19 protein-coding genes and 3 pseudogenes are annotated in these 21589 nt (G+C 68.9%); 11 read left to right on the top strand and 11 right to left on the bottom strand.

The window, feature by feature from the left end:
- Nucleotides 1–150: 150 nt before the first annotated feature.
- Nucleotides 151–1155, bottom strand: coding sequence for a pentapeptide repeat-containing protein (locus tag ABZ297_RS21435; RefSeq protein WP_355348715.1), 1005 nt, complete (start codon nucleotides 1153–1155; stop codon nucleotides 151–153).
- 80 nt (nucleotides 1156–1235) lie between these two features.
- Between ABZ297_RS21435 and ABZ297_RS21430 the strand changes: the two genes are divergently transcribed.
- Nucleotides 1236–1406: a hypothetical protein gene (locus ABZ297_RS21430; RefSeq protein WP_355348712.1), complete on the top strand. Its 171-nt coding sequence runs from the start codon at nucleotides 1236–1238 to the stop codon at nucleotides 1404–1406.
- A gap of 358 nt (nucleotides 1407–1764) precedes the next feature.
- Here the strand turns inward: ABZ297_RS21430 and ABZ297_RS21425 are convergent, their stop codons facing one another.
- Nucleotides 1765–2889 (bottom strand): hypothetical protein, encoded by a 1125-nt coding sequence (locus ABZ297_RS21425; protein ID WP_355348710.1) that lies wholly within the window; start codon nucleotides 2887–2889, stop codon nucleotides 1765–1767.
- Between the two features lie 272 nt (nucleotides 2890–3161).
- Here ABZ297_RS21425 and ABZ297_RS21420 point away from each other — a divergent pair.
- The 3 genes and pseudogenes from ABZ297_RS21420 to ABZ297_RS21410 form a co-directional block, all read left to right on the top strand.
- Nucleotides 3162–3536, top strand: a pseudogene (locus tag ABZ297_RS21420) (class I SAM-dependent methyltransferase); the annotation flags it as partial.
- Between the two features lie 200 nt (nucleotides 3537–3736).
- A pseudogene (locus ABZ297_RS21415) lies at nucleotides 3737–3881 on the top strand (IS630 family transposase); the annotation flags it as partial.
- Nucleotides 3882–4357: 476 nt separating this feature from the next.
- On the top strand, nucleotides 4358–5578 hold the full coding sequence (locus tag ABZ297_RS21410; RefSeq protein ID WP_355348707.1) for an MFS transporter: 1221 nt from the start codon (nucleotides 4358–4360) through the stop codon (nucleotides 5576–5578).
- Between the two features lie 278 nt (nucleotides 5579–5856).
- Here ABZ297_RS21410 and ABZ297_RS21405 read toward each other — a convergent pair whose 3' ends face one another.
- Nucleotides 5857–6231, bottom strand: a complete 375-nt coding sequence (locus tag ABZ297_RS21405) for a VOC family protein (RefSeq protein ID WP_355348704.1) — start codon at nucleotides 6229–6231, stop codon at nucleotides 5857–5859.
- Between the two features lie 50 nt (nucleotides 6232–6281).
- On the opposite strand from ABZ297_RS21405, the gene ABZ297_RS21400 reads away from it, so the two are divergent.
- Nucleotides 6282–6845 carry a thioredoxin family protein gene (locus ABZ297_RS21400; protein ID WP_355348701.1) on the top strand — a complete coding sequence of 188 codons (564 nt, stop codon included), beginning with the start codon at nucleotides 6282–6284 and terminating at the stop codon, nucleotides 6843–6845.
- An 85-nt stretch (nucleotides 6846–6930) separates the two neighbouring features.
- Here ABZ297_RS21400 and ABZ297_RS21395 read toward each other — a convergent pair whose 3' ends face one another.
- Entirely contained in the window at nucleotides 6931–7245 is a 315-nt protein-coding gene (locus tag ABZ297_RS21395) for a hypothetical protein (protein ID WP_355348698.1), read from the bottom strand.
- Nucleotides 7246–7384: 139 nt separating this feature from the next.
- Here ABZ297_RS21395 and ABZ297_RS21390 point away from each other — a divergent pair, with 139 nt between their 5' ends.
- A complete protein-coding gene (locus tag ABZ297_RS21390; RefSeq protein WP_355348695.1) occupies nucleotides 7385–7879 on the top strand; it encodes a carbonic anhydrase in 495 nt (164 codons plus the stop codon).
- Between the two features lie 285 nt (nucleotides 7880–8164).
- Nucleotides 8165–9586, top strand: coding sequence for a DNRLRE domain-containing protein (locus ABZ297_RS21385; RefSeq protein ID WP_355348692.1), 1422 nt, complete (start codon nucleotides 8165–8167; stop codon nucleotides 9584–9586).
- 356 nt (nucleotides 9587–9942) lie between these two features.
- On the opposite strand, the gene ABZ297_RS21380 is transcribed toward ABZ297_RS21385, so the two are convergent.
- Complete coding sequence (locus ABZ297_RS21380; RefSeq protein WP_355348689.1) at nucleotides 9943–10410, bottom strand: MarR family transcriptional regulator; 468 nt, start codon at nucleotides 10408–10410, stop codon at nucleotides 9943–9945.
- A gap of 87 nt (nucleotides 10411–10497) precedes the next feature.
- Between ABZ297_RS21380 and ABZ297_RS21375 the strand changes: the two genes are divergently transcribed.
- A complete protein-coding gene (locus ABZ297_RS21375) occupies nucleotides 10498–10872 on the top strand; it encodes an ester cyclase (RefSeq protein WP_350807145.1) in 375 nt (124 codons plus the stop codon).
- A 162-nt stretch (nucleotides 10873–11034) separates the two neighbouring features.
- Here the strand turns inward: ABZ297_RS21375 and ABZ297_RS21370 are convergent, their stop codons facing one another.
- Nucleotides 11035–13089 carry a DNA topoisomerase IV subunit B gene (locus tag ABZ297_RS21370; protein ID WP_355348685.1) on the bottom strand — a complete coding sequence of 685 codons (2055 nt, stop codon included), beginning with the start codon at nucleotides 13087–13089 and terminating at the stop codon, nucleotides 11035–11037.
- 247 nt (nucleotides 13090–13336) lie between these two features.
- Between ABZ297_RS21370 and ABZ297_RS21365 the strand changes: the two genes are divergently transcribed.
- Nucleotides 13337–13567: a hypothetical protein gene (locus ABZ297_RS21365; protein WP_355348683.1), complete on the top strand. Its 231-nt coding sequence runs from the start codon at nucleotides 13337–13339 to the stop codon at nucleotides 13565–13567.
- Between the two features lie 405 nt (nucleotides 13568–13972).
- Here ABZ297_RS21365 and ABZ297_RS21360 read toward each other — a convergent pair whose 3' ends face one another.
- A complete protein-coding gene (locus tag ABZ297_RS21360; RefSeq protein ID WP_355348680.1) occupies nucleotides 13973–14671 on the bottom strand; it encodes a GNAT family N-acetyltransferase in 699 nt (232 codons plus the stop codon).
- Between the two features lie 63 nt (nucleotides 14672–14734).
- On the opposite strand from ABZ297_RS21360, the gene ABZ297_RS21355 reads away from it, so the two are divergent.
- On the top strand, nucleotides 14735–15490 hold the full coding sequence (locus ABZ297_RS21355; protein ID WP_355348678.1) for a peroxide stress protein YaaA: 756 nt from the start codon (nucleotides 14735–14737) through the stop codon (nucleotides 15488–15490).
- Nucleotides 15491–15602: 112 nt separating this feature from the next.
- Here ABZ297_RS21355 and ABZ297_RS21350 read toward each other — a convergent pair whose 3' ends face one another.
- Complete coding sequence (locus ABZ297_RS21350; RefSeq protein ID WP_355348675.1) at nucleotides 15603–16424, bottom strand: NAD(P)H-binding protein; 822 nt, start codon at nucleotides 16422–16424, stop codon at nucleotides 15603–15605.
- Nucleotides 16425–16636: 212 nt separating this feature from the next.
- Between ABZ297_RS21350 and ABZ297_RS21345 the strand changes: the two genes are divergently transcribed.
- Complete coding sequence (locus ABZ297_RS21345; RefSeq protein ID WP_355348672.1) at nucleotides 16637–17113, top strand: MarR family transcriptional regulator; 477 nt, start codon at nucleotides 16637–16639, stop codon at nucleotides 17111–17113.
- Nucleotides 17114–17167: 54 nt separating this feature from the next.
- Here the strand turns inward: ABZ297_RS21345 and ABZ297_RS21340 are convergent.
- The 3 genes and pseudogenes from ABZ297_RS21340 to ABZ297_RS21330 form a co-directional block, all read right to left on the bottom strand.
- A pseudogene (locus ABZ297_RS21340) lies at nucleotides 17168–17356 on the bottom strand (LuxR C-terminal-related transcriptional regulator); the annotation flags it as partial.
- A 100-nt stretch (nucleotides 17357–17456) separates the two neighbouring features.
- On the bottom strand, nucleotides 17457–19103 hold the full coding sequence (locus tag ABZ297_RS21335; RefSeq protein WP_355348784.1) for an RNA polymerase sigma factor: 1647 nt from the start codon (nucleotides 19101–19103) through the stop codon (nucleotides 17457–17459).
- Between the two features lie 242 nt (nucleotides 19104–19345).
- Nucleotides 19346–21397, bottom strand: a complete 2052-nt coding sequence (locus tag ABZ297_RS21330; RefSeq protein ID WP_355348669.1) for a SpoIIE family protein phosphatase — start codon at nucleotides 21395–21397, stop codon at nucleotides 19346–19348.
- Nucleotides 21398–21589 lie beyond the last annotated feature (192 nt).

Raw genomic sequence — 21589 nt, 5'->3', positions numbered from 1 at the left:
CAGGCGTCCTCAAAGGCGCGCTCAGTGACATTTCCGGGACGGGGCGCGGGAGTGGCGATCGGGGCGTTGGCGCCCGTCGGGTCTTCCTTGAAAGCCTTCTCCGCGGCGTGTTCGGTGGCGCGCTTCGCCCGCTGTTTCCTGTTGTGGCCCTCACGTACGGGGTTGGCGGTGGGCAACGTCTGCATCCCCGAGCAAGACCGGCCAGCACCCAGAACTCAACAAAGCCGTCGGCCGCTTCAGCCGCCCCGTACCGTCACGCTGTACCTCGACCGCCCAACCGGCAGGCCAAACATGGTCAGCATCTGGAACCACGACGATCGCGTCGTCGAACTCGGCGTTCCCGGTGAAGGTCGCCCCGTCGAACCAGGCGTCCCCCGCGAAGACTGCCCTGGTGAAGTTGGCACGGGTGATATGGCAAAGGTCGAAATTCAGGTCGATAAGAGTGGCGCCGGCCAGGTCGATGTCCATACCTGGCCAGAATCGCGCATTGGCGGGTTCGCTTTCTCGCTGCGCAATGGTGCGGTCGTCGCGTAGGTGGTTGGCCAAGATGCGCTGGGCGGTGAACCGGACCTGGCGTTCGCCTTCGGCGTCCTGGCCGGGGCTAGGGGCGTCGGACTTGCCGACCTGGGGAGCACCGCTTCCTCGGACGGCGGTGCGCAGGGCCTGATGGCGGCGCCGGGGCGCTACGTAGGGCCTCCGCGCGGTCCCGGCCGGGTCGGGAGCCGGTGGCGGGGTGTATGGCATGCGCAGGTAGGCGCAGATGACGTTGACGATGGTCTGCCGGTGGCCGGGGTTGTCCTGGGCCAGGCGCTCTAGCGCGTAGAAGCCGCCCAGGCGGACGGCGGCCTTGGCGTGACCGAGTTGCTCGACGGCCTTGGTGTAGAGCTCGGTCACGCGCCGCTCGGTCGCGTCCTGCCGGTTTTGTTCGGCGACGCGTTCGGCGAGTTCGGCGGTGCGCTCGGCATGTTTGCTGGTGATCAGCGCGGCGAGTTCCTGGTGGCGCTGACGGCGGAAGGCCAGCATAACTGTGATGGCGGCGCCGATCCCAGCACCGGCACCCAGCGCGATCTGCAGCGCGCCATGACGGGCGGCGATCTGCTCAGCTGTCTTGAGCGGGGGAAGACTGCCCAGCAGCCACCAGGCCACCGCGGTCACGGTGCCACCGACCAGCAGGGCAGCTGGGACAATCCACCACGCACGCGGCCGATGCGACGCGCGCCAAGCAGGCCGAGGTCGTGGCCGACCTGGAGGCCTACATCAGCGGCCGCAAGCCGTACACCCTGCTGTCCCCCGGTGACACGGCGGCGAAGTCCTTCTCCGGCTGCGCGCTCGCGCGGCTGCGGGAGATCAAGCGGGCCCGTGATCCGCACAACGTGCTCCGCGCGAACTACCCGGTGCTCGGATAGATCGGTTCCCAGCAGGTCACGGCCCCTCCGCCCACCGGGGCGGCAGGGCCGCACCGAACCCGCGTGACAGATGTCGCCGCGAGCACTGTGAAGGGCACACCCTTACAGGAAGGTATCCGGTGCACCGTGGCGATCAGCAGATCCGCCAGCGCATCGGTGACCTCCCGCTCCCTCCACCAACAGTCCACCTGTCCGAATACGGCGCTCACCAGTACGCCGCGCTCGCCGTCGAAGAACTGTGCGCCGCCCACCTCATCAGCGACCGACAGGTACGCCACCCTTGACGGCTGCTCCGTGACGCCCCCCTGTGAGCTCACGGCTTCACGAAACGCTGTCGTGCCGCAAAGCCGCAGCTCACTTATCCTGATTTACGGCGAGGCGGTCCGTCTGTCGTCCAGAGGGCGGATATCGCGGTCCCCTCCATGTTGTCGACGTCCCGATCGACGGCGAAGTACCCGGCCACCCAGGCTCTGCTCGTGCCGGGGCGCATGGTGACGGCATACCCCTCGGCCAGGTCTCCTGGCAGCGTGATCGGCGTCCAACGGCCGCCCGAGACGTGGGCGATCTCGCCTGCGCCATCGTAGACGCCGACGCCGGACAGCCAGATCCCGCCCCGGCCGTCGGAGCCGAGCTCTGGCATGACACTCATACGACGCCTGCCCGGCTGCCATGACCAGGACCACGAGGCCCCGTCCCAGTGCGCCAGCAGCTCCTTCGTGAACGTGGCGTCATCGTCGGGGCCGGGCGGATAGACCTCGATCGTGACGTTCAGCCAGATGTCGCGCGGGCCGAGAGCCAGCAGGTCGGACACCTCAACGGAGTCGAGCTTGTCGGGCCGCACGCCCACCCTGATGTCCGGTGCGGGAGAGGGGATGGCCTGCCAGGATCGGCCGTTCCAGCGGTTGACCATGATCTTGTCGCCGTGTGGGTGCATCCCGGCCACCCAGACCGAGGTGGGGCTGACGGCTGCTACCGCCATCGGCTTCATGCTGAGACGATGCGCGCGGCTCCCCGCGGGCGTCACCTGGGTGACGATCGGCGGCGAATCGACAGGTGCGATGACCCAGGCATCGTCCCCGGCGACGGCCAGGTCTTGCGGCTGAAAATCCAGCGGGTACTCCCGCCAGTCGCGGCCTCCCCAGCGGGCGACGCAGGCTTCGGCCTTCGACTCGATGGGCGCGGGCCCGGCCACCCAAAGCTCCCCGGACGGTGCGACCGCCCCGCGGTCGAGGTCTTCCGCGCAGCCGGGCGCGGTGATCTCCGCTTCGGACCGGTGCGCGTCTTTGGCGCTGAACTTCAAGACCACGCCCTGGTGGCCGTCACGAAACCGTGCCACGCAGCCGCCCACTACCTCCGGTGTTATAGCACGCCTGACCTCGCGGGAGCCGATCGCCCAGAGCGTGCCGTCGCGTGTGGCCGCGATGTCGTTGATGTCCTCCTCGGGGAAGGTGTCGACCAGCCGCCAGCCGTTGCGCGCGGGCAATCGGTACTTCTCTCGTTGCGATGGGGTATCGGCGGGCTCGGCGGGACAGTCGGACGGTGACGACGTAGCGCTTGTGGCCGCGGGCTTCGTGGAGGATGCGGGGTCGGCCAAGGGCGACGTGGGCGCGGTCCCGGGGGCGGCAGCGCTGCATGCGGAGAGGACGACCATGAGAGACGTGATCATCAATCGCATGGCGGCAGGATATCGGCGCAAACTCGGGCTGATCCAGGGAAACGCTGCTGCTCACTCTCCAGGCCAGAGCCCTGGAGGCCATGCTGCCCAGCCCGATTCTCGGCGACACGCGCTCCGCCGACCTGGCCGGCAACATCGACTACGACTTTGGCAAGCTGAAGGTCAAGCCCAACCTCATCCTCACCACGGCACTGCGCGCCAAGAAGCTGGATGACGTTGTCCGCGCCTACATCGCCGCTCACTCCGGATGCGTGGTGCTCGACCTGGGCTGCGGCCTGGGCGCCAGGATGTTCCGCTGTGATCCCCCGCCCGGCGTCGACTGGTACGACATCGACTTCCCGGAAGTGGTGCACCTGCGGGACAAATGTCTGCCCAGCCGTTCCCACCTGGTCGGAGCCGACCTCACCAGCTCCGACTGGCTCACAGCCATCCCCGGTGACCGGCCAGCGATGATCGTCGCCGAGGGGCTGCTCCCCTTCATGCCCGGCAACTCCTTCCAGGCGATGACCCGCGCGCTGGCTGGCCATTTCCCTTCGGGCGAGCTCGCGTTCAACGGCTACACCCGCTTCGCCGCCTGGGCCATGAAGTACCACCCGACCATCAAGGCGCTCGGCATCAAAGCCGCCCAGGGCTTCGACAACCCACACGAACCAGCCCTCGGTGGGAGGGAGGCCGTCCCCGCCTGCTCAGTCGTGACGACGAGGACTTCGTCTTCCAGACGGCCCACCACCTGCCCCACCAAACTCGGCCAGCCCTTCACCCGCTGGTCACTGCGCAAACTCGTTGCCTACCTGCGGAAAGTCCACGGCCGGGTGATCCTCATCGAGTCGTAGAACGCGCGCCGAAAGCGCGTCAGCTCCCCGCGACAAGGCCAGCGTCGAGCGGCCGATGCCCTAGGGGTCCCCCGTAGTTTCGGCCGAAAATCCAACAGATACGCCTCTGACCTGCATTGATTCGCAGAGCTCAGGTCTGGCCCACCAGCCCGAGGCCTCTGCATAAGGGCAGGTCAGAGGCGTATCCGTTGGACCTGTGCCATTACTACCGGGACCCCTTCCTGCTCACCCCGGGGCAGGCCGCCGACAGCTCCCGCTTCATCCCCGTCCTGGCCGCCATCAAGGTCTGCCTCCCCATCGGCCGCCCCCCGGCACGGTCGCCGCCGACAGGCCTACTCTTCAGGATGAAGGTGGCTCAACTGGTTGACCTAAGACCATGGGCGGAGACCGTCTAGGGCTATCAGCTGATCCATTTCGGCCTGCGCCTGCGGATACTCGTCGCCATGTCAGTCACCTCTACCGCTCGCGTCTCGGGGGCGCGGCCGTTCCTCGTCGGGATGTTCGTCGACGCGCTCGGCAACGGACTCTACGTCCCGCTCACCCTGCTGTTCATCCATGAGGTGACCGGCCTGCCCATGACCACGGTCGGCCTAGGAGTGACAGCCGCCGCTGCGGTGGGCTTGGCTGCGAATCCGGTGGCCGGTGCGTTGATCGACCGGTTCGACGCGCGCCGCGTGCTGATGGCGACGTATGTGCTCCGTGCGCTGGGCTTCGCCGCGTACCCGTTCGTGGACGGTTTCGCCGCGTTGATCGCTGTCGCAGCTTTGGTTGCGGTCGGCGACCGCGCCTACTATCCCGCCTCCGGCAGCTACATCGCGGTCCTGGCGCAGGGGGCGGCCCGGGACCGGCTGTACGCGCTCATGGCGACCGCCAGGAATGTCGCTTTCGGGCTGGGCGGGCTGCTGTCGGCGTGGGCAGTGTCGCTCGCCGGTGACACCGGATTCACGCTTATCGCGTTGGTCAACGCAGCCAGCTTCGTCGTGGCCACCGGGTGCCTAATCCTCTCGGGGCGGCACGCACCGGCGGAGGCCGTCTCGAGACAGCACGGAGGCTACCGGCGGGTGCTTGCAGACCGGCCGTTCGTCGCTCTGGTGGCGGCCGAGCAGGCGTTCACGCTGGCGCACATGATCCTTCCGGTTGCGCTGCCCGTGTACGCGGTCGCAGTACTCGGCGCCCCTGCCTGGCTGTTGGGCCTGCTGTACACCCTCAACACCATCCTGGTGGCCGCCGGACAACTCGGGGTGCGACGGTGGCAGCGCAACGCCCGCCGTACACACGCCATGGCGCTGGGCGGGGTGATCCTGATCGTCGCGTGCGGCGCGTATGCCTCGACGGCGCTCCTTCCATCGGGCCTGCCGCGCGTCTTCGGCCTGGTGACGGCCACGCTCGCCCTAACCCTCGGCGAGCTCATGCACACCACTCCTGCCTGGGCCCTGACGACGGCGACAGCGCCCGCCGCCCTAAGGGGCCGCTACCTGGCGATCTACCAGCAGACCTGGGCGATGGCGGCCGTCATCGCACCTGCGGGCTTCTCGGCCCTGCTCGGTACCGCACCGTCGCTGCTGTGGCTGACGCTCGCCACCGTGCTCACGCTGGCCAGCATCGTGGTGCTCCACCTGTCGCGTCGCCTGCCCGCAGACGCCGTCGCCGCACCAGGGGCGTGATCCGTTGTCTGGCTCGCCCAGCATTACTTGCTGGAACCTGAGGGACCTTCGACCCGCTCGTCGCCGACGACGCGGTCCTGCACTGCGTCACCGAGCGGCAGGCGCAGGAAGCACAAGGTCGCCCACATGACGAAGTCATCGTCGGACTGAGCACTTCGGCTAACCAGGACACGAACTTAACGAGACACGGCCCTTGCCGTGACAATCACCGGGCGAGCTCGTGAGCCACACCCGCACGCCGCTGAACCCGCGGTCCTGGTCGGTGGTGGCGAGCGGCTTCAGTCTCTGCACAGGCAGAACGTGTGCCCGGCCGGGTCGAGGAAGACGCGGAAAGTGTCCTCCTCGCTCGGCTGGACCTCGTGCTTGACCGCGCCGATGCGCAACACCTGCGCCTCGGCCTTGTCGAGGTCGTCGACCGTCACGTCAATGTGCAACTGCTGCGGACGGTCGGAGCTCGGCCACTGCGGCGGCTGGAAATCCGCGACCCGCTGGAAGGCCAGCCGCTTGGGCGGCCCGCCGTCGGTCACCACCATCCAGTCGTCGTCACCGCCCGGCGCGACGGGCCAGCCGAGCAGTTGGGAGTAGAACTCCGCCAGCTCACGCGGGTTCGGACAGTCAAGGACAGTGGTACGGAATCGTGCGATGCCGTTCAAGAAACACCTCCAGCAGAGTCATATCAGCGACCACCGACAACAATGGACTCATGGCTGCCAACTCGTTCATGGTTCCCTTGGGCACACCCGCACCCGGATTCGACCTGACCGCCATCAGCGGCGGCAGCGTCTCCCTCCTGGACCTCAAGGGTTCCCCCGCCACCCTTGTGGTCTTCCTGTCCAACCACTGCCCCTACGTCCGCCACATCGAGCAGGGCCTCGGACGTCTGGCCGCCGACTACGGCTCCCGGCTGTCGATCGTCGCCATCTGCAGCAACGACAGCGTGACCTATCCCGACGACGACCCCACGCACCTGGCGGAGCAGGCGGCCAGGGCCGGGTTCACCTTCCCGTACCTGCTCGACGACACGCAGGAGGTGGCCAAGGCGTACCGGGCCGCGTGCACTCCCGACTTCTTCCTGTACGACGCCCACTTCAAGCTCGCCTACCGGGGTGAGCTCGACGGCGCCCGGCCCGGTAACGACGTCCCCGTGACGGGTTCGTCCCTCCGCGCGGCCATCGACGCCGTCCTGTCGGGAGAGCCCGTGAACTCCGACCAGTCCCCGTCGATGGGCTGCGGCATCAAGTGGAAGCCCGGCAACGCCCCCGCCTGACACCGCGCCCCACCCGGCTCGCTCCCGCCTGGCGGCCTGCCCGACCCCGGCGGGAGCGGCTACCTGGTGCCTTTCGCGAAAGCCGTCAGGCGGAGGCGTGGACGGCGGCGGGGAGGGCGAGCAGGAGTTCGTGGGGCTCGCCGCCGGGCCAGTGGCGGATCAGGCGGTGACCGCCCTCGCCCGGGTCGAAGTCCTCGCATCCCAGCGGGCCGTAGCAGCCGGCCCGGTCCAGCATGGCGATGAGCGGGTCGTCGTCCGGCAGGCTGGCCGCGTAGGCGGCGGCGTCGAGGAGCGCCAGCGCGGACCTGGCGTTGCGACCGCCGTCGTTGGACTCCACCCGGTCGAGACGGCGCCGGGCGTGGGCGCGCAGGCATGCGGCGAGCGATTCAGACCTACTCACGACATCCTTCTTCAGGTAACACACTTTGGGCTACGACATCATCACGCATCGTAAGCGCTGATCGTGGGATGTTGCCCAAGTCCCGCCTGTCGGCCCCCCGGAAAGCATCATCAAAGCGACATGCGGAATCATCTTTGACATGAGTGCGTTCGACGATCTGTTTGCCGCCAACGCGAAATACGCCACCAAGTTCCGAAACTCCGACCTGACTGGCCGGGCAGCCCGCGGCCTCGCCGTGGTGACCTGCATGGACTCCCGGATCGACCCGCTCGGCCTCCTCGGGCTCAAGGCGGGAGACGCCAAGATCCTCCGCAACGCCGGAGCCCGTGTCACCGACGACGTCCTGCGTACCCTCGTCCTGGCGGTCTACCTGCTGGGCGTCGAACGCGTCCTGGTGATGCCGCACACCGACTGCGGCATGGCCAAGGTCACCGACGACGACGTCCATGCGCTCACCACGAGCCGCGGGGTCGACACCCGCAGCCTGGACTTCCACACCGTCCCCGACCAGAACGCGGCCCTGCGCCACGACCTGACCCGCATCAAGTCGTCGCCTTTCCTTCCGCCGGATCTACCGGTGGGCGGAGCCATCTACGACGTCCGCACGGGCAAACTGCTGCCGGTCGCCCCGTGACGACTTTCTGCTTCATTCAATAACCAACCGCTTTGTGACATATATCGCACACATGTGATATGGCACTTAGCAGTGATCTCCCCTGTGATATTTCTGTGACCCGTCGGCGATCTTGTTCGCCTACGACAGAACGGGGACGTCATGTTCATCATCAATCCGGCGCCGCCTAACGATCGGTGATCGTCGCCGGGGACCCATCCCCGCTCGACGCCCTCAGGTCAGACATGCGGCCGCACCCGGTGCGGCCGCATGCCACGCACCGTTTTCATCACGTTAGGACGGAACTTGCGTAATTCCCTCAACCGTTCCATCGGCCGTCTGGCGCTCGGCCTGAGCACGGTGACCGTGCTCACCGGCGCGACCGCGTTCGAGGCCTCGGCCGCGGCCTTGACGCCTCTCCCGTCCGCCGGCCAGAGCGCCGAAGAGACCGCCTCGGCCCAGGCCGCCGCCCAGGGCAAGCCCGTGCCCGTGCCCAGCCTGACCGACGAGGCCAGCACCACCGTCGCCAACCCCGACGGCAGCTTCACCGCGACCATCACCTCGGGCCCCTCGCAGGTCCAGCGCGACGGCCAGTGGGTGCCCATCGACACCTCGCTCGCCGAGGACGGCGCGGTGCTCAGGCCGCGCGCCTCGCGGGCCAAGGTCGAGGTCTCCAACGGCGGCGAGGGCACGCTGGCCAAGATGACCGACGACAACGGCCGCGTCTTCTCCATCAAGTGGCCGACCGCGCTGCCCAAGCCGGTCGTCAAGGACAACGTCGCCACCTTCACCGACGCCGCGGGCCCCGGCGCCGACCTCGTCGTCACCGTGCTGCCCACGGGCTTCCGGCACGACGTGGTGCTCCGCGAGCGTCCCACCGGCCCGCTCGAACTCCGCATCCCCGTGCAGACGGACGGCGTGGAGCTCTCCGAGTCCGCCGAGGGCCGCCTCCTGCTGACCAGCACGGCCGGAGACGACAAGGTGGTGGCCGCCGCGCCGCAGCCGGTGATGTGGGACTCGAAGGGCCACGGCAAGCCGCGCGGCGACTCGCTGTCGAAGATCGACACGGCGGTCGAGACGCAGAACGGCACCAAGGTCCTGGTGCTCAAGCCGGACGCCAAGTTCCTGGCGGACCCGGCGCGGGTCTACCCGGTGACCGTCGACCCGGTGATCACCCTGCCGGGCGTGACCGACACCGACGTCGCCACCTCCTGGGCCGCCCACCCCGGAGACCCGATGATCATCGCGGGGACCATGCCGTGGGAGAACGGACAGGGCGGCGACATCATGCGCAGCCTGGTCAAGTTCGACACCCGCAAGCTGACGGGCAAGCGCGTCATCTTCGCGAACATGGCGATGTGGAACCTGGAGACGAACGCCTGCGGTCTCAGGGTGGGCTCGGGCCTCACCGCTCAGCGGATCACGAGCGCGTGGGACGAGACCGACCTGAACTGGGATAACAAGCCCACGACCACCGAAGAGGGCCAGGTGACGAACCGCATGGGCCGCGGCCGCACCTGGACCGCACCGTGCCCCGGCGGCGCGGGCTACCTGTCCTGGCCGATCACGAAGATGGCCAAGGCCTGGGCCTCGGGGGCCGCCAACTACGGCGTCCAGCTCAAGGGGGCGGACGAGAAGGAGGCCACCAACTGGCGCGCCTTCGCCGCCTCGGAGAACAAGGACGAGGGCGTCAAGCCCCCGACCCTCACGGTCATCTACTGGCGCTGACCTCCACCAGGTCACACACGTCACGTCTGTCGAGTGACGCCTCGGCAGCACCGACCGGCTCTGAACCGTCCGTTCGGTGACCGGCGAGGCCACCCACTCGGGCTGACCAGTTAGCTCCACAGGGGCCGGGACGATTCCCGGCCCCTTCCTCATGCCGGCGGAGATCATCACCCGACCACAGCACCTGCCGCGCCCCCGCCACCGGTGCGACACCCGGCCGCTGCGCCTTCGCCGCCAGCCGCTGGGGCATTCGCCGCCGCCCGCTGGGGGCGTTCGCCGCCAGGGCAGTGATAGCCGCGCAGCCCGCGACGCACGGCGCAGGAGCCCGACCGCTCAGGGGCGCTGCCGCCGACCGCTCAGGGTGTCGGCTTGGAGCGCATCTGTTCCACCTCGTCCTGGAAGAGGGCCTGCGTCCGGCGCAGGAAGCCGATGATCAGCTCAAGCTCCTCGTCGCTGTAGTCGCCCAGCGACGCCCGCCACGCCTTGATCAGCGGAGCGAACACCGGCGCCACGTCGGCGCCCGCCCGCTGCACGTCGACCGTCACCACGACCTTGCGCCGATCGGCGTCGTCACGCTCACGCCGCACGTACCCCACGGACTCCAGCCGATCGATGACCCCGGTCACGGACGCCGTGGTGATCCCGGCACGCCGGGCCAGTTCGCTGGCCGTCAGCGGCCCTTCGCTCAGCAGGTTCAGGCAGTGCAGGTCGGTGGTGTTGATGCCGATGCGCACCGCCGCCGCCTGGCTCATCGAGACCGACAGCACGTTGGTCTTCCGCAACTCCTCGAGCAGCCCGGCCACCAGGGACGCACGTCTTGACATCGCGACGCAGACTCCTTAATGTTCCAGATATCTAGGAAAGCTAGAGATATGGTTCTCTAGCGACTAGCTTATCGGAAGGACATCACGATGAAAGACATCGTCATGCGCCTGTACGACGAGGTGCTCAACCAGGGCAAGCTGGACGTGGTCGACGAGATCTTCGCTCCCACCTTCACCGGAACCGGCCCAGCGCGGCCGGGCCCCGAAGGAATCAAGCAGCTCTCAGAGCACATCCGCTCGACTCTCACCGAACCGCACTTCGACGTCCAGGACATGGTGGCCGAGGGCGACAAGGTGGCCACCAGATGGGTCCTCCAGGGCACCCACTCCGGCGCCTTCTTCGGGCTTCCCGCCACGAACCGTCCCGTGGAGGTACGGGCCTGCGTCATCTTCAGAATCGAGAACAACCAGATCGCCGAGTTCTGGCCGGTCATCGACACCAGCTCACTACGCGCCGCCTAAACCGCGAACCCGTCACTCGGCCGCCCACCCCACGACGGGCTGCCTGACTCACCGACGCGCGACGCACCGCTCGGGCCCAACCCACGAACCCGCCGTCCTGCCCAGGCCCACTGGGCGGAAGGGCCCACGGCTTATGGGCCCTTCCGGTCGGTTACCAGGTGCTCACGCGTCGATGGCGTCGCGGTCGACCTCGGCGGCGCTGCTCACGATGAACTCGCGGCGAGGCGCCACGTCGCTGCCCATCAGCAGGCTGAAGATCTTCTCCGCCCCTTCGGCGTCCTCGATGCGGACGCGGCGCAGGATGCGGTGGCGCGGGTCCATCGTCGTCTCGGCCAGCTGGTCGGCGTCCATCTCGCCGAGGCCCTTGTAGCGCTGCACCGGGTCCTTCCAGCGCCTGCCCCGGCGCTCCAGGTCGCGCAGCACCTTCTGCAGCTCGGCGTCGGAGTAGCAGTAGATGTACTTCTCTCTGCCCCTGCCGGGGTTGGTGAGCTCGATGCGGTGCAGCGGCGGGACGGCCGCGAACACCCGCCCGGCCTCCACCATGGGACGCATGTAACGGTGGAAGAGCGTCAGCAGCAGGCAGCGGATGTGGGCGCCGTCGACATCGGCGTCGGCCATCAGGATGACCTTGCCGTACCTGGCCGCCTCGATGTCGAACGAGCGGCCCGAGCCGGCCCCGACGACCTGGATGATGGCCGCGCACTCGGCGTTCTTGAGCATGTCGCTCACGGACGCCTTCTGCACGTTGAGGATCTTGCCCCGGATCGGCAGCAGAGCCTGGAACTCGGAGTCGCGGGCCAGCTTGGCGGTGCCGAGCGCGGAGTCTCCCTCGACGATGAACAGCTCACTGCGGTCGACGTCGTCGTTGCGGCAGTCGACCAGCTTGGCCGGGAGCGCCGAGTTCTCCAGCGCGCTCTTGCGGCGCTGGTTGTCGCGGTGCTCGCGGGCCGCGATACGCGCCTTGGCGGCGGCGACGATCTTCTCCAGGACGGCCCGCAGCGGCTGCTTGTAGCCGCGCGGCGGGTTCGCGAACAGCTCCTTGAGCTCGCGCGACACCACGTGGGAGACGATCCGGGTGGCCGCCGAGGTGCCGAGGACCTCCTTGGTCTGGCCCTCGAACTGCGGCTCCGACACCCGGACGGTGACGACGCCGGTGAGCCCCTCGTGGATGTCCTCCTTGGTGACCGGATCGTCGCCGTTCTTCAGCAGGCGCGTCTCGCGCAGCAACTCGTTGATGGTGCGGACCAGGCCGCGCTCGAACCCGGTGAGGTGCGTGCCGCCCTTCGGGGTGGCGATCACGTTCACGAACGAGCGGACGGTCGACTCGTACCCCTTGCCCCAGCGCACGGCCACGTCGACGGACAGCTCGCGCTGCACCTCGGTGGGGGTCATGTGCCCCTGGTCGTCGAGGACGGGCACGGTCTCGTGGAAGTGGCCGACCCCCTGCATCCTAAGGACGTCGCAGACGGGCTCGTCGCGGGCCAGGAACTCGGTGAACTCGGAGATTCCGCCGTCGAAGTGGAACTCGTCCTCGACGCGCTCCTCGTGCCTGCTGTCGATGACCACCAGGGTCAGGCCTGGCACCAGGAAGGCGGTCTGGCGGAGGCGAACGTGGATCTCGTCGACCGAGACCTCGGCGTCGGGCAGGAAGATCTGCTTGTCGGCCCAGAACCGGACCCGGGTGCCCGTGACGTTCTCGCGCAGCTTGCCGCCGTCGCGCAGGCCGGACTTCTTCTTGAACTTGGCGGTGGGCCCATCGCCGTCGAACACGCCGGGCACGCCGCGGCGGAAGCTGATCTCGTGTCCTCGCGTCTCGACATCGAGACGCGAGGACAGGGCGTTCACGACGGACGCGCCCACACCGTGCAGGCCGCCGGACGCGCCGTAGGAGCCGCCGCCGAACTTGCCGCCGGCGTGCAGCTTGGTGTACACGAGCTCGACGCCGGCCAGGCCGCTCTTGGGCTCGATGTCGACGGGAATGCCGCGGCCGTTGTCGCGCACCTCGATCGAGCCGTCGGCGTAGAGCTCGACCTCGATGCGGTCGCAGTGGCCCGCCAGCGCCTCGTCGACGCCGTTGTCGACGATCTCCCAGAGGCAGTGCATGAGCCCGCGGCTGTCGGTGGACCCGATGTACATGCCGGGCCGCTTGCGGACGGCCTCGAGGCCCTCAAGCACCGACAGGTGACGAGCCGTGTAACCCGTCTCCACTAGCGTCACGCCCGCTCCTCTGTTCTCGCCATCGAACACGTGTGCGCAGCTTACCGCTCTTCCCTTGTGCGCGCGTACTAGCTTGCCATGACGGCGCGTTTACCGTTACCAAGCGGCTGATCACCATTACTTACGGACACATTCTGCTCTGGGCGTAGCGAGGGGGTGATTGGGAACGTCCACGTCCGGTTAGATGTTGTTCCAAGTGACTGACGCCAGATCCTCGCTTCGGCGGGGGTGACCCGAAAGGCGATACGTGACTGGAGCTCTCGCCCCCGTTAAGCCGCTGACGGCCCTCGACCGCTGCGACCGTTGCGGTGCCCAGGCATACATTCGTGCGACCCTGCCTGTCGGCGGGGAGCTGCTGTTCTGCGCCCACCACGGGCGTCAGCACGTGGCAGCGCTGCGCGACAAGGGCGCCGACATCCTGGACGAGTCGGCTCGGCTCAGCGAAACCCCTGCAATTGCCCACAACGACGAGCGTTGATCAACTGCTCGTCGTAACGAGATAACCGCATATCGCGTGAAACGAGGACGGCGGTTCCGGCATGCCCGGAACCGCCGTCCTCGTTTCGGTTTGGACCTCAGTGCCAGGGGCGCGCCCTGCCGATGCATCGGCGGGGTTCGTCCTTGTCTGAACACCTTTCGGTCGTCCTCCCACAGCGACGCCGCCGTCCGATTCCGAGCCACCGCCCAACTCCGTCCCGCCCCTCGATCCAGCTGCCACTCGACTCCATCTTCGCCACAGGCCGCGACGCCGAGGACGCGCCACGCAGCGGTTTACCCGGCGGTGCCCATGGACAGGCGCCTGCGTCCTGCCGGCGTTCTCCGGCCCGGCCCCGGAAGCGCTCTGCTGGGCCTTCCCGTTCGAGCGCTCGGCGGGCGTCGTCCGTCAGCGGAGGCGGTAGTGGTAGTGACCCCGCAGTTCGAAGCCCTCGCTCCGGTACAGCGCCTGGGCGGCCTCGTTCCGGGCCGTGGTGCACAGGTAGGCGGTACGTGCGCCGCTCCGCCGTACCAGGGCTCGCAGGACGCTGCGGGCCAGGCCGCGGCGGCGCGCCTGCGGCAGTGTCGCCATGCAGTAGATGCCGAGCGTGTCGCCCTGCGGCACGCCTCTGCCCACGGCGAGCGCCACGCCGTCCTCCTCGACCGCCGCGTACCAGGCGGGGACCCCGGCGCAGATCCGCGCGGCCGCTTCGACGCCGAGCTCGTAGCGTCCGTCAACCGACCACCACGTCTCCAGCCACCCCGGCCAGGGACGGTCCTCGACGCGCACCTCGTGGGCGGGCTCCAGCTCGTCAGGAGTGGCCGCCATGATGACGGTCGGGTCCACCAGCTCGTACCCCCTGGACGCCAGCTCGCTGTCGAGCCCCTCAGGTGTCCGGGGCCCGATGGAGAAGACGCAGCGCTCTCCGCGCTCGGCGTAGAAGGCCTCGGCGGCGGCGATCGCGCCGTCGAGGTCGGCGGGGGCGCTCAGGGCGAGGACGGAGTTGGCACGCTTGGTCACGCCTCCGGCGTGGCGCAGGATCCAGCCGTCCAGGGGCTGCTGGTCGTAGGCGGGCCAGGCCTCGTGAACGAGCAGGTCGAAATCCATCGCCGCAGCCTAGCCCACGTACCGGTCGGCCCTCGCTGACCAGTGCTTATAGGCTGTGGCGTTGTGCTGATCCTGCTGCCGCCCTCCGAAGGCAAGGCGCCGGAGGGAAGCGGTCCCCCTTTCGGCGACCTGTCCTTCCCTGCCCTCGACAAGCCGCGCAAGCGGGTGCTGGCCGCCCTCGTCAAAGCGTCCAGGCGGCGTGACGCCCTGGACGTCCTGGGCCTGACACCCGGCCTGGCAGGCGAGCTGGCCAAGAACCTGGCGCTCAGGACCGCCCCCGCCCTCCCCGCCGCCGACCTCTACACCGGCGTCCTCTACGACAATCTCGATCTCGGCACCCTGGAGGGCGAGGCGAGGAGGCGGGCAGAGGAGTGCGTCCTCATCTTCTCCGGGCTGTGGGGTGTGCTCCGGATCACCGACCGCGTCCCGCCATACCGGCTCTCCATGGGCGTGAATCTGCCGCCCGTGGGGGCGCTGGCGGCTTTCTGGCGTCCCGCGATCTCCAAGGAGCTGGACCGGCTCCCGGGGCTGGTGGTGGACCTGCGCTCGGGTACCTACGCGGGCGCGTGGCAGCCGGGTGAGCGGTCGGTGGCGGTACGGGTGTTCCGTGACGGCAAGGTCGTCAGCCACATGGCGAAGGCGACTCGCGGCGAGATCGCCCGAACCCTCCTGCAAACCGGAGCCGACCCCGCCACGCCCGACCAACTGGCCAAGGTCCTCTCGGACCTCGGCCACGCCGTCCACCTCACCGAGCCCCCGCGCACCGGGCGCCCCTGGACCCTCGATGTGGAGGTCGGCGAGCCGGCCCCGGCTCGCTGACTCGCGCCCTGCCCGCGCGGACCCCGAACGGCCGACGGCCGGCGAGCGTCCGGTACGGGGCGAGCAGGGCGACGGGCACCTGGCCGGCGGCGCCCGGTGGGGCGGTCGCCCGTCACCCCCTGAAGTCGTCCACGTGATCCTGCGCCCAGGTGGTGAAGGGGCGGGCGGGGTGGCCGGTCAGTTCCTGCACCGCCGAAGTGATCTCGACGGGCGTGCCGTCGTTGGACTGCCACCAGTCCAGGAGCGCGTCGGCGAAGCGGTCCGGGATGTATTCGGCCATCTCCGCCTTCCACTCCTCCCTGGTGACGGGCTTCATCGTGACGGGCCTGCCGGTCACCCTGGCGAGGGTGTCGATCTGCTCGGCGAAGGTCAGCGACTGCGGCCCGGTCAGCGTGTACGCCCTGCCACCCCGCTCGGGGTCGGCGAGCACGGCGAGAGCCGACTCGGCCACGTCCGCCTCGTGGATGGGCTCGGTGTGGGAGTTGGGGAAGGGCAGGCTGACCGGATGGCCGGACTTGATGGACCAGGCCCACGCCAGGGCGTTCCCCGCGAAGGACCCCGGACGCAGCAGCGTCGCACGAAGGGACGAGGCGGTCAGGGCCCACTCCACCTCCAGGTGCGAGCCGGCCAAGGGGCTGGCCTCGGCGTCCGGGGCGAGCACGGAGGACGAGGAGAGCAGCACGACGTGCTCGACCCCGGCTCGGACCGCCTCCTTGACGAACGCGTCGATGTGGGAGGCCTCGGCGTAGAGGAAGACCGAGGTCACGCCTTCCAGCGCGGCGGGGAAGGAGCTCGGGTCGCCGAGGTCGCAGCGGACGATCGCGGGGTCGTCGGGGCCCTTGGAGCCCAGGCGGACCTGCAGGCCGCGCTGCCGCAGGAGAGTGGTGAGGTTCCTGGCGACTGCCCCGCGGGCGCCGGTAACGAGGATGGTCATATCAGTAAATGTCCTATCGATTCGGGGGGGACGGAGCTCGCCGACGACAGCCCGGCTCGGACGAGGCCGGCGGCAGACGCGCAGCCTCCGCGAAGACGCTGGAGGCCCTTGGCAGGTGGCCGGGCCGAACGGCTACGATGTAGAGCGTGACACAAAAGCTGCGTCACGCAAAGATTGCATGACGCACATAAATGTGAGGTACGGAGCGGCCGATGTCAACCCGAGCGGAGAGGCTGAAGCGGATCCTCGCCGAGAGCCAGCGGCACTACGCCGCGTACGTGCTGTTCAACCAGGCGATGGCCGACAGTTTGGGCATCCACTCCACCGACCTGCAGTGCGTGGCGCTGCTCGACCTGGAGTCCGGCCCTGTCAGCACGGGCGAGATCGCGAAGCTGACGGGCCTGACGCCCGGGTCCGCGACGCGCCTGGTCGATCGCCTGGAGAAGGCGGGTCTGGTGGTGCGGCACGCCGACCCTGCGGACCGCAGGCGGGCACTGGTCGCCCTGGCCCCCGAGGCGAACGCCCGCATCGGAGCGGCCTGGGACGAGCCGGGAAAGGCCTTCTCGCAGGTGCTGGAGAGCTACGACGACCGCGAACTGGCGGTCATCGCCGACTACCTTCGCCGGGCGGCCGACGTGGGACGCGAACAGGCGGAGCGGATCACCTCACAGAGCCACCCCCACCCCTGAACCCCAGCGTCGACGCAGGTTCAAGCCGTCTACTCAACAGCAGCAGAACCATCATCAGACAAGGCCCCGGTCCATGGCCGTGGTCACGGCCGCCGTCCGGTCGGAGACGCCCAGCTTGCCGAAGATCCGCATCAGATGGGTCTTGACCGTGGTCTCGCTGATCGACAGTGACCGGCCGATCTCCGCGTTGGTCATGCCCTTGGCTGCCAAGGCCAGCACCTGGCCCTCGCGAGGCGTCAGCGACTCGGCTGCAGGGGCGCGCATCCTGGGACGAGCTCGACGTGGCCCAGGAACGCACCGAGCCCCGCACAGGGGGCCTGTGCGGGGCTCGGGTGGAACGGCGTCAGTCCAGGTAGTCGCGCAGCACCTGGGACCGTGACGGGTGCCGCAGCTTGGACATCGTCTTCGACTCGATCTGCCGGATGCGCTCGCGCGTCACCCCGTACACCTTGCCGATCTCGTCGAGCGTCTTCGGCTGCCCGTCGGTGAGGCCGAATCGCATCGACACCACGCCCGCCTCGCGTTCCGACAACGTGTCGAGAACGGAGTGCAGCTGCTCCTGCAGCAGCGTGAAGCTGACGGCGTCGGCCGGGACGATGGCCTCGGAGTCTTCGATCAGGTCACCGAACTCGCTGTCGCCCTCCTCACCCAGCGGGGTGTGCAGGGAGATCGGCTCGCGGCCATACTTCTGGACCTCGACCACCTTCTCGGGGGTCATGTCCAGCTCGCGGGCCAGCTCTTCCGGCGTGGGCTCGCGGCCGAGATCCTGCAGCATCTGCCGCTGGACCCGGGCCAGCTTGTTGATCACTTCGACCATGTGGACCGGGATGCGGATCGTGCGCGCCTGGTCGGCCATGGCACGCGTGATCGCCTGCCGGATCCACCACGTGGCGTAGGTGGAGAACTTGTAGCCCTTGGTGTAGTCGAACTTCTCGACCGCGCGGATCAGGCCGAGGTTGCCCTCCTGGATGAGGTCCAGGAACAGCATGCCGCGACCCGTGTAGCGCTTGGCCAGCGAGACCACCAGGCGGAGGTTGGCCTCCAGCAGGTGGTTCTTGGCCCGGCGGCCGTCTTCGGCGATCCACTCGAGCTCGGCACGGACGTCGACCGGCAGGCTGTCGGTCTCGCCGCCGCCCAGCTGCTCCTCGGCGAACAGGCCCGCCTCGATGCGCTTGGCCAGCTCGACCTCCTGCTCGGCGTTGAGCAGGGGAACCTTGCCGATCTGCTTGAGGTAGTCCTTCACCGGGTCGGCGGTGGCGCCCGCGGCGGCGACCTGCGCGACCGGCGCGTCGTCGTCGTCGTCGGACAGGATGAGGACTTCGTCTTCGCTCTTCGCCGCGGCGGCCGCGGCCGCGTCGGCGGCCTTGGGCTCGTCGTCGGACTCGTCGTCGCCCTCGGCCTCGGAGTCACCCTCAGCGGTGATCTCGTCGTCGTCGACCTCGATGTCTTCGAGGTCTTCCAGCTCGACATCGCCGTCGAGCTCGATCTCCTCGTCGTCGTCGACGCCCTCGGGGCCCTTGGGCTTGGTCTCGGCAGGCCCAGCGCTTTCTGGCTTGGCCTTCTTGGCGGGCGCGGCCGGCGCGGCCGCCTTCTTGGCCGCGGGAGCGGCCTTCTTCGCGGGAGCCGCCTTCTTGGCGGCGGGCTCGGCTTCAGCGGCGCCGACGACCGCGGTCACGGTCTCGGGCTGCTGCTCTTTGGCGGCCGCTGCCGTCTTGGTCTTGACGGGGGCAGCGGTACGGCGCTTTGCTGGACCACGAGACTTCTTGGGCGCAGCCGAATCCGCGGCGGTCACCACCACGGTCACGCCCTCTTTGCTGAGGTTCCGCAAGAACGCGGCGGCGTGCGACATGGGGATGTCCGCCTCCTCGAAGGCTTGACGGACATCCTCAGACTCGAGGAAACCCTGCGAGCGCCCACGCTCGAGCAGTCGCTGAATGACGGGCTCGTTCAGCTCTTGTGGCTTCGAGCGAGTCGAACTTGCAGGCGACACGAACACCTCTCGAACGAACGCGTGGCGACAATGGACCCAGATGCCCGCTGGGGGGCTGTTGCCTCTCTCGGAGATCGGTGAGGCCGTGCGGACCGCGACGGACCTGCCCAGCATTCTGGCACGACCTCGCACTCAGTACGGCCACCTCCCGGCGGTTGACCTCCACCCTAGGCCGACCAAGACAGTAGTGCGTACGTAAGCGCGCCACTGATACCCGAAAGCAACCCTTATGACTGTTTCATTCAGTCACTCTTCGTGGCGGGCGGCACGTGGATGGCCAGGGCGGTAACGTCATCATCTTGTTCATATCCAGACAACATCCGGTCAACCAGGAAATCCAGCAACATGTGCGGATTACTGACGACCTCAGGCGGCGCTTCGGTCACAACACTGCAAAGCTCGGCGAGCCCTGCATCCAGCCCACGCTTCCTGTTCTCGACCAGACCGTCGGAGTAGAGCACGGCGGTATGGCCGGGCGGCACCACGAACCGGAACTGCCTGCGGCTGGTCGGCCAGCCTAGCGGAGTGCCCGGCTCCGCGTCGCAGAGGATCGCCGTGCCCTGCGGCGAAACCAGCACGGGCGGCGGGTGACCGGCCAGCGCCAGGGTCCCCTCACCCGTGACGGGCTCCACCACCATGTACGCCAGCGTCGTGACCTGCTCCTCTTCCTCGGTCGCGTCGAAGACCCTGTCGAGGCCGGTCAGCACGGCCGCGGGCGGTGGATTGGTCAGCGCCAGCGCCCGCATGGCGTTGCGGATGCGCCCCATGCCCGCCGCGGCCTTGACGCCCTTGCCCATGACGTCGCCGACGACCGCCGCGACCCGTCCGTCCTGCAGCACGAACGCGTCGTACCAGTCGCCGCCGACCTGCACGTGGCGGCTGCCCGAGCGGAACCGCTGGGCCAGCACCAGCCCCTTCACCACCGGCAGGCGGTCGGGCAGCAGGCTGCGCTGGAGCGTTTCGGCCGTGCGGTGCTCGCGCTCGAACAGGGTGGCCCGCTCGACCGCCAGCGCGCACTGCCCGGCGAGCGCCTCCAGGAAGACGCCGTCCTCCTGAGAGATCTTCTGCGGCCTCGTGAACGAGAAGCGGAGCGCTCCCAGCGCGCGTCCGGCCGCGAGCAGCGGCAGGCCCACCCAGGCGCGCTCGTCACTGTGCGTGAGGTAGTTGTCGAGCACCTGCTCGTCTCCGCCGGCCTCGAGAAGTTGCGCCTTGAGGCTCTCGGGCGACTCGGCGAAGACGGGCCTGCGGCTGTTGACCGCCATGGTCATCACGCTGGAGTTGGCCAGCGGGATCTCCTCGCCCGCGGTGCCGGACGCCTCGGGGACGCCCTCGCCGTTGATCAGCTTGAGCGCGGCGCGGTCGGGGTCGAGCAGCGCGACCGCCGAACGGTCGGCGGCGAGCGCGGTGCGGCCGACGTCGATGATGACCTGCACCACTTGCTCGACCGTGAGCGCCTCCGCGAGGATCGCGGTCGCGCCCTGCAGCCGCGCGGTGCGCAGGGCGGCGGCGCCGAGCTGGTCGGTCAGCCTGCCGCGCATCTCCTCGGCCTCGCGCTGCGGCGTCACGTCGGTGTTCGCGCCGACCCACTCGACGACCCTGCCGTGCCTGATGATCGGGACGGCCCGGACCTCGAAGTGCCGGTAGCCGCTGGCCCGGGTGCGGACGCGGTAGTTCCACTCGAACATGGTCCGGCCGCGCAGCGCCTCCCGCCACGCCTCCTCGGTCTGCGGGCGCTCATCCGGGTGGACGGCCTCCAGCCAGCCGTGCGCGAGGTACTCCTCCAGGCCCTGGCCGGTGATGGCGCGCCACTGCGGCGCGTCCTCGACGACCGTGCCGGTCGGGGAGGTGATCCAGACCAGCTGCGACTGGGCCTCGACCAGCGAGCGGTAGCGCTCCTCGCTGCGCCGCAGGTCCTCCTCGGTCTGGCGGCTCTCGGTCACGTCCAGGCCGACCAGCGCGACCGCCTTGAGCCCGCCCGCCTCGTCGTGGACCGGCGAGAACGACAGCGACCAGTGGCGCGTGTCGCCCTCGGACGAGCGCACCCGCACCCTGCTCTCGGTGACCGGGCCGTCGCTCGCGATGACGGCCTGCACAGCGTGGGTGATGACCTGGCTGAGGTCGGCCGTGAGGGTCTCCACCGGCGGACGGCCGATCAGCCGGTCGGCCGGGACGCCGACCACCTCGGTGAAGACGTCGTTGACCCGCTGGACGAGGCCGTCGGGATCGAAGAAGGCGAAAGCGAACTCCGCCTCCGAGAGCATGCCTCTGAAGAGGGCGGAGTCTGAGATGTCCACATCCGACTCCCGGGGACGAGGAACGGAGGTCTCGGCGCTCACGGTCGGCACCTCCGTCGCGTGCCAGGGTCTCCCACGCGGCACATCTCCATAACTATGTATCGGCGTAGCGCAGCTCCGGGCGACCGGATCCTGCAGTACATCATCGGCGATGGGCAGGCGCGGACGGAAGCCCCGGCCGCCATACGGTCA

The sequence above is a fragment of the Nonomuraea sp. NPDC005983 genome, from assembly GCF_040614375.1.
GTDB lineage: Bacteria > Actinomycetota > Actinomycetes > Streptosporangiales > Streptosporangiaceae > Nonomuraea.
The sequence above is the reverse complement of the archived record's forward strand: the minus strand, read 5'-3'. Positions and strand labels throughout refer to the sequence as shown.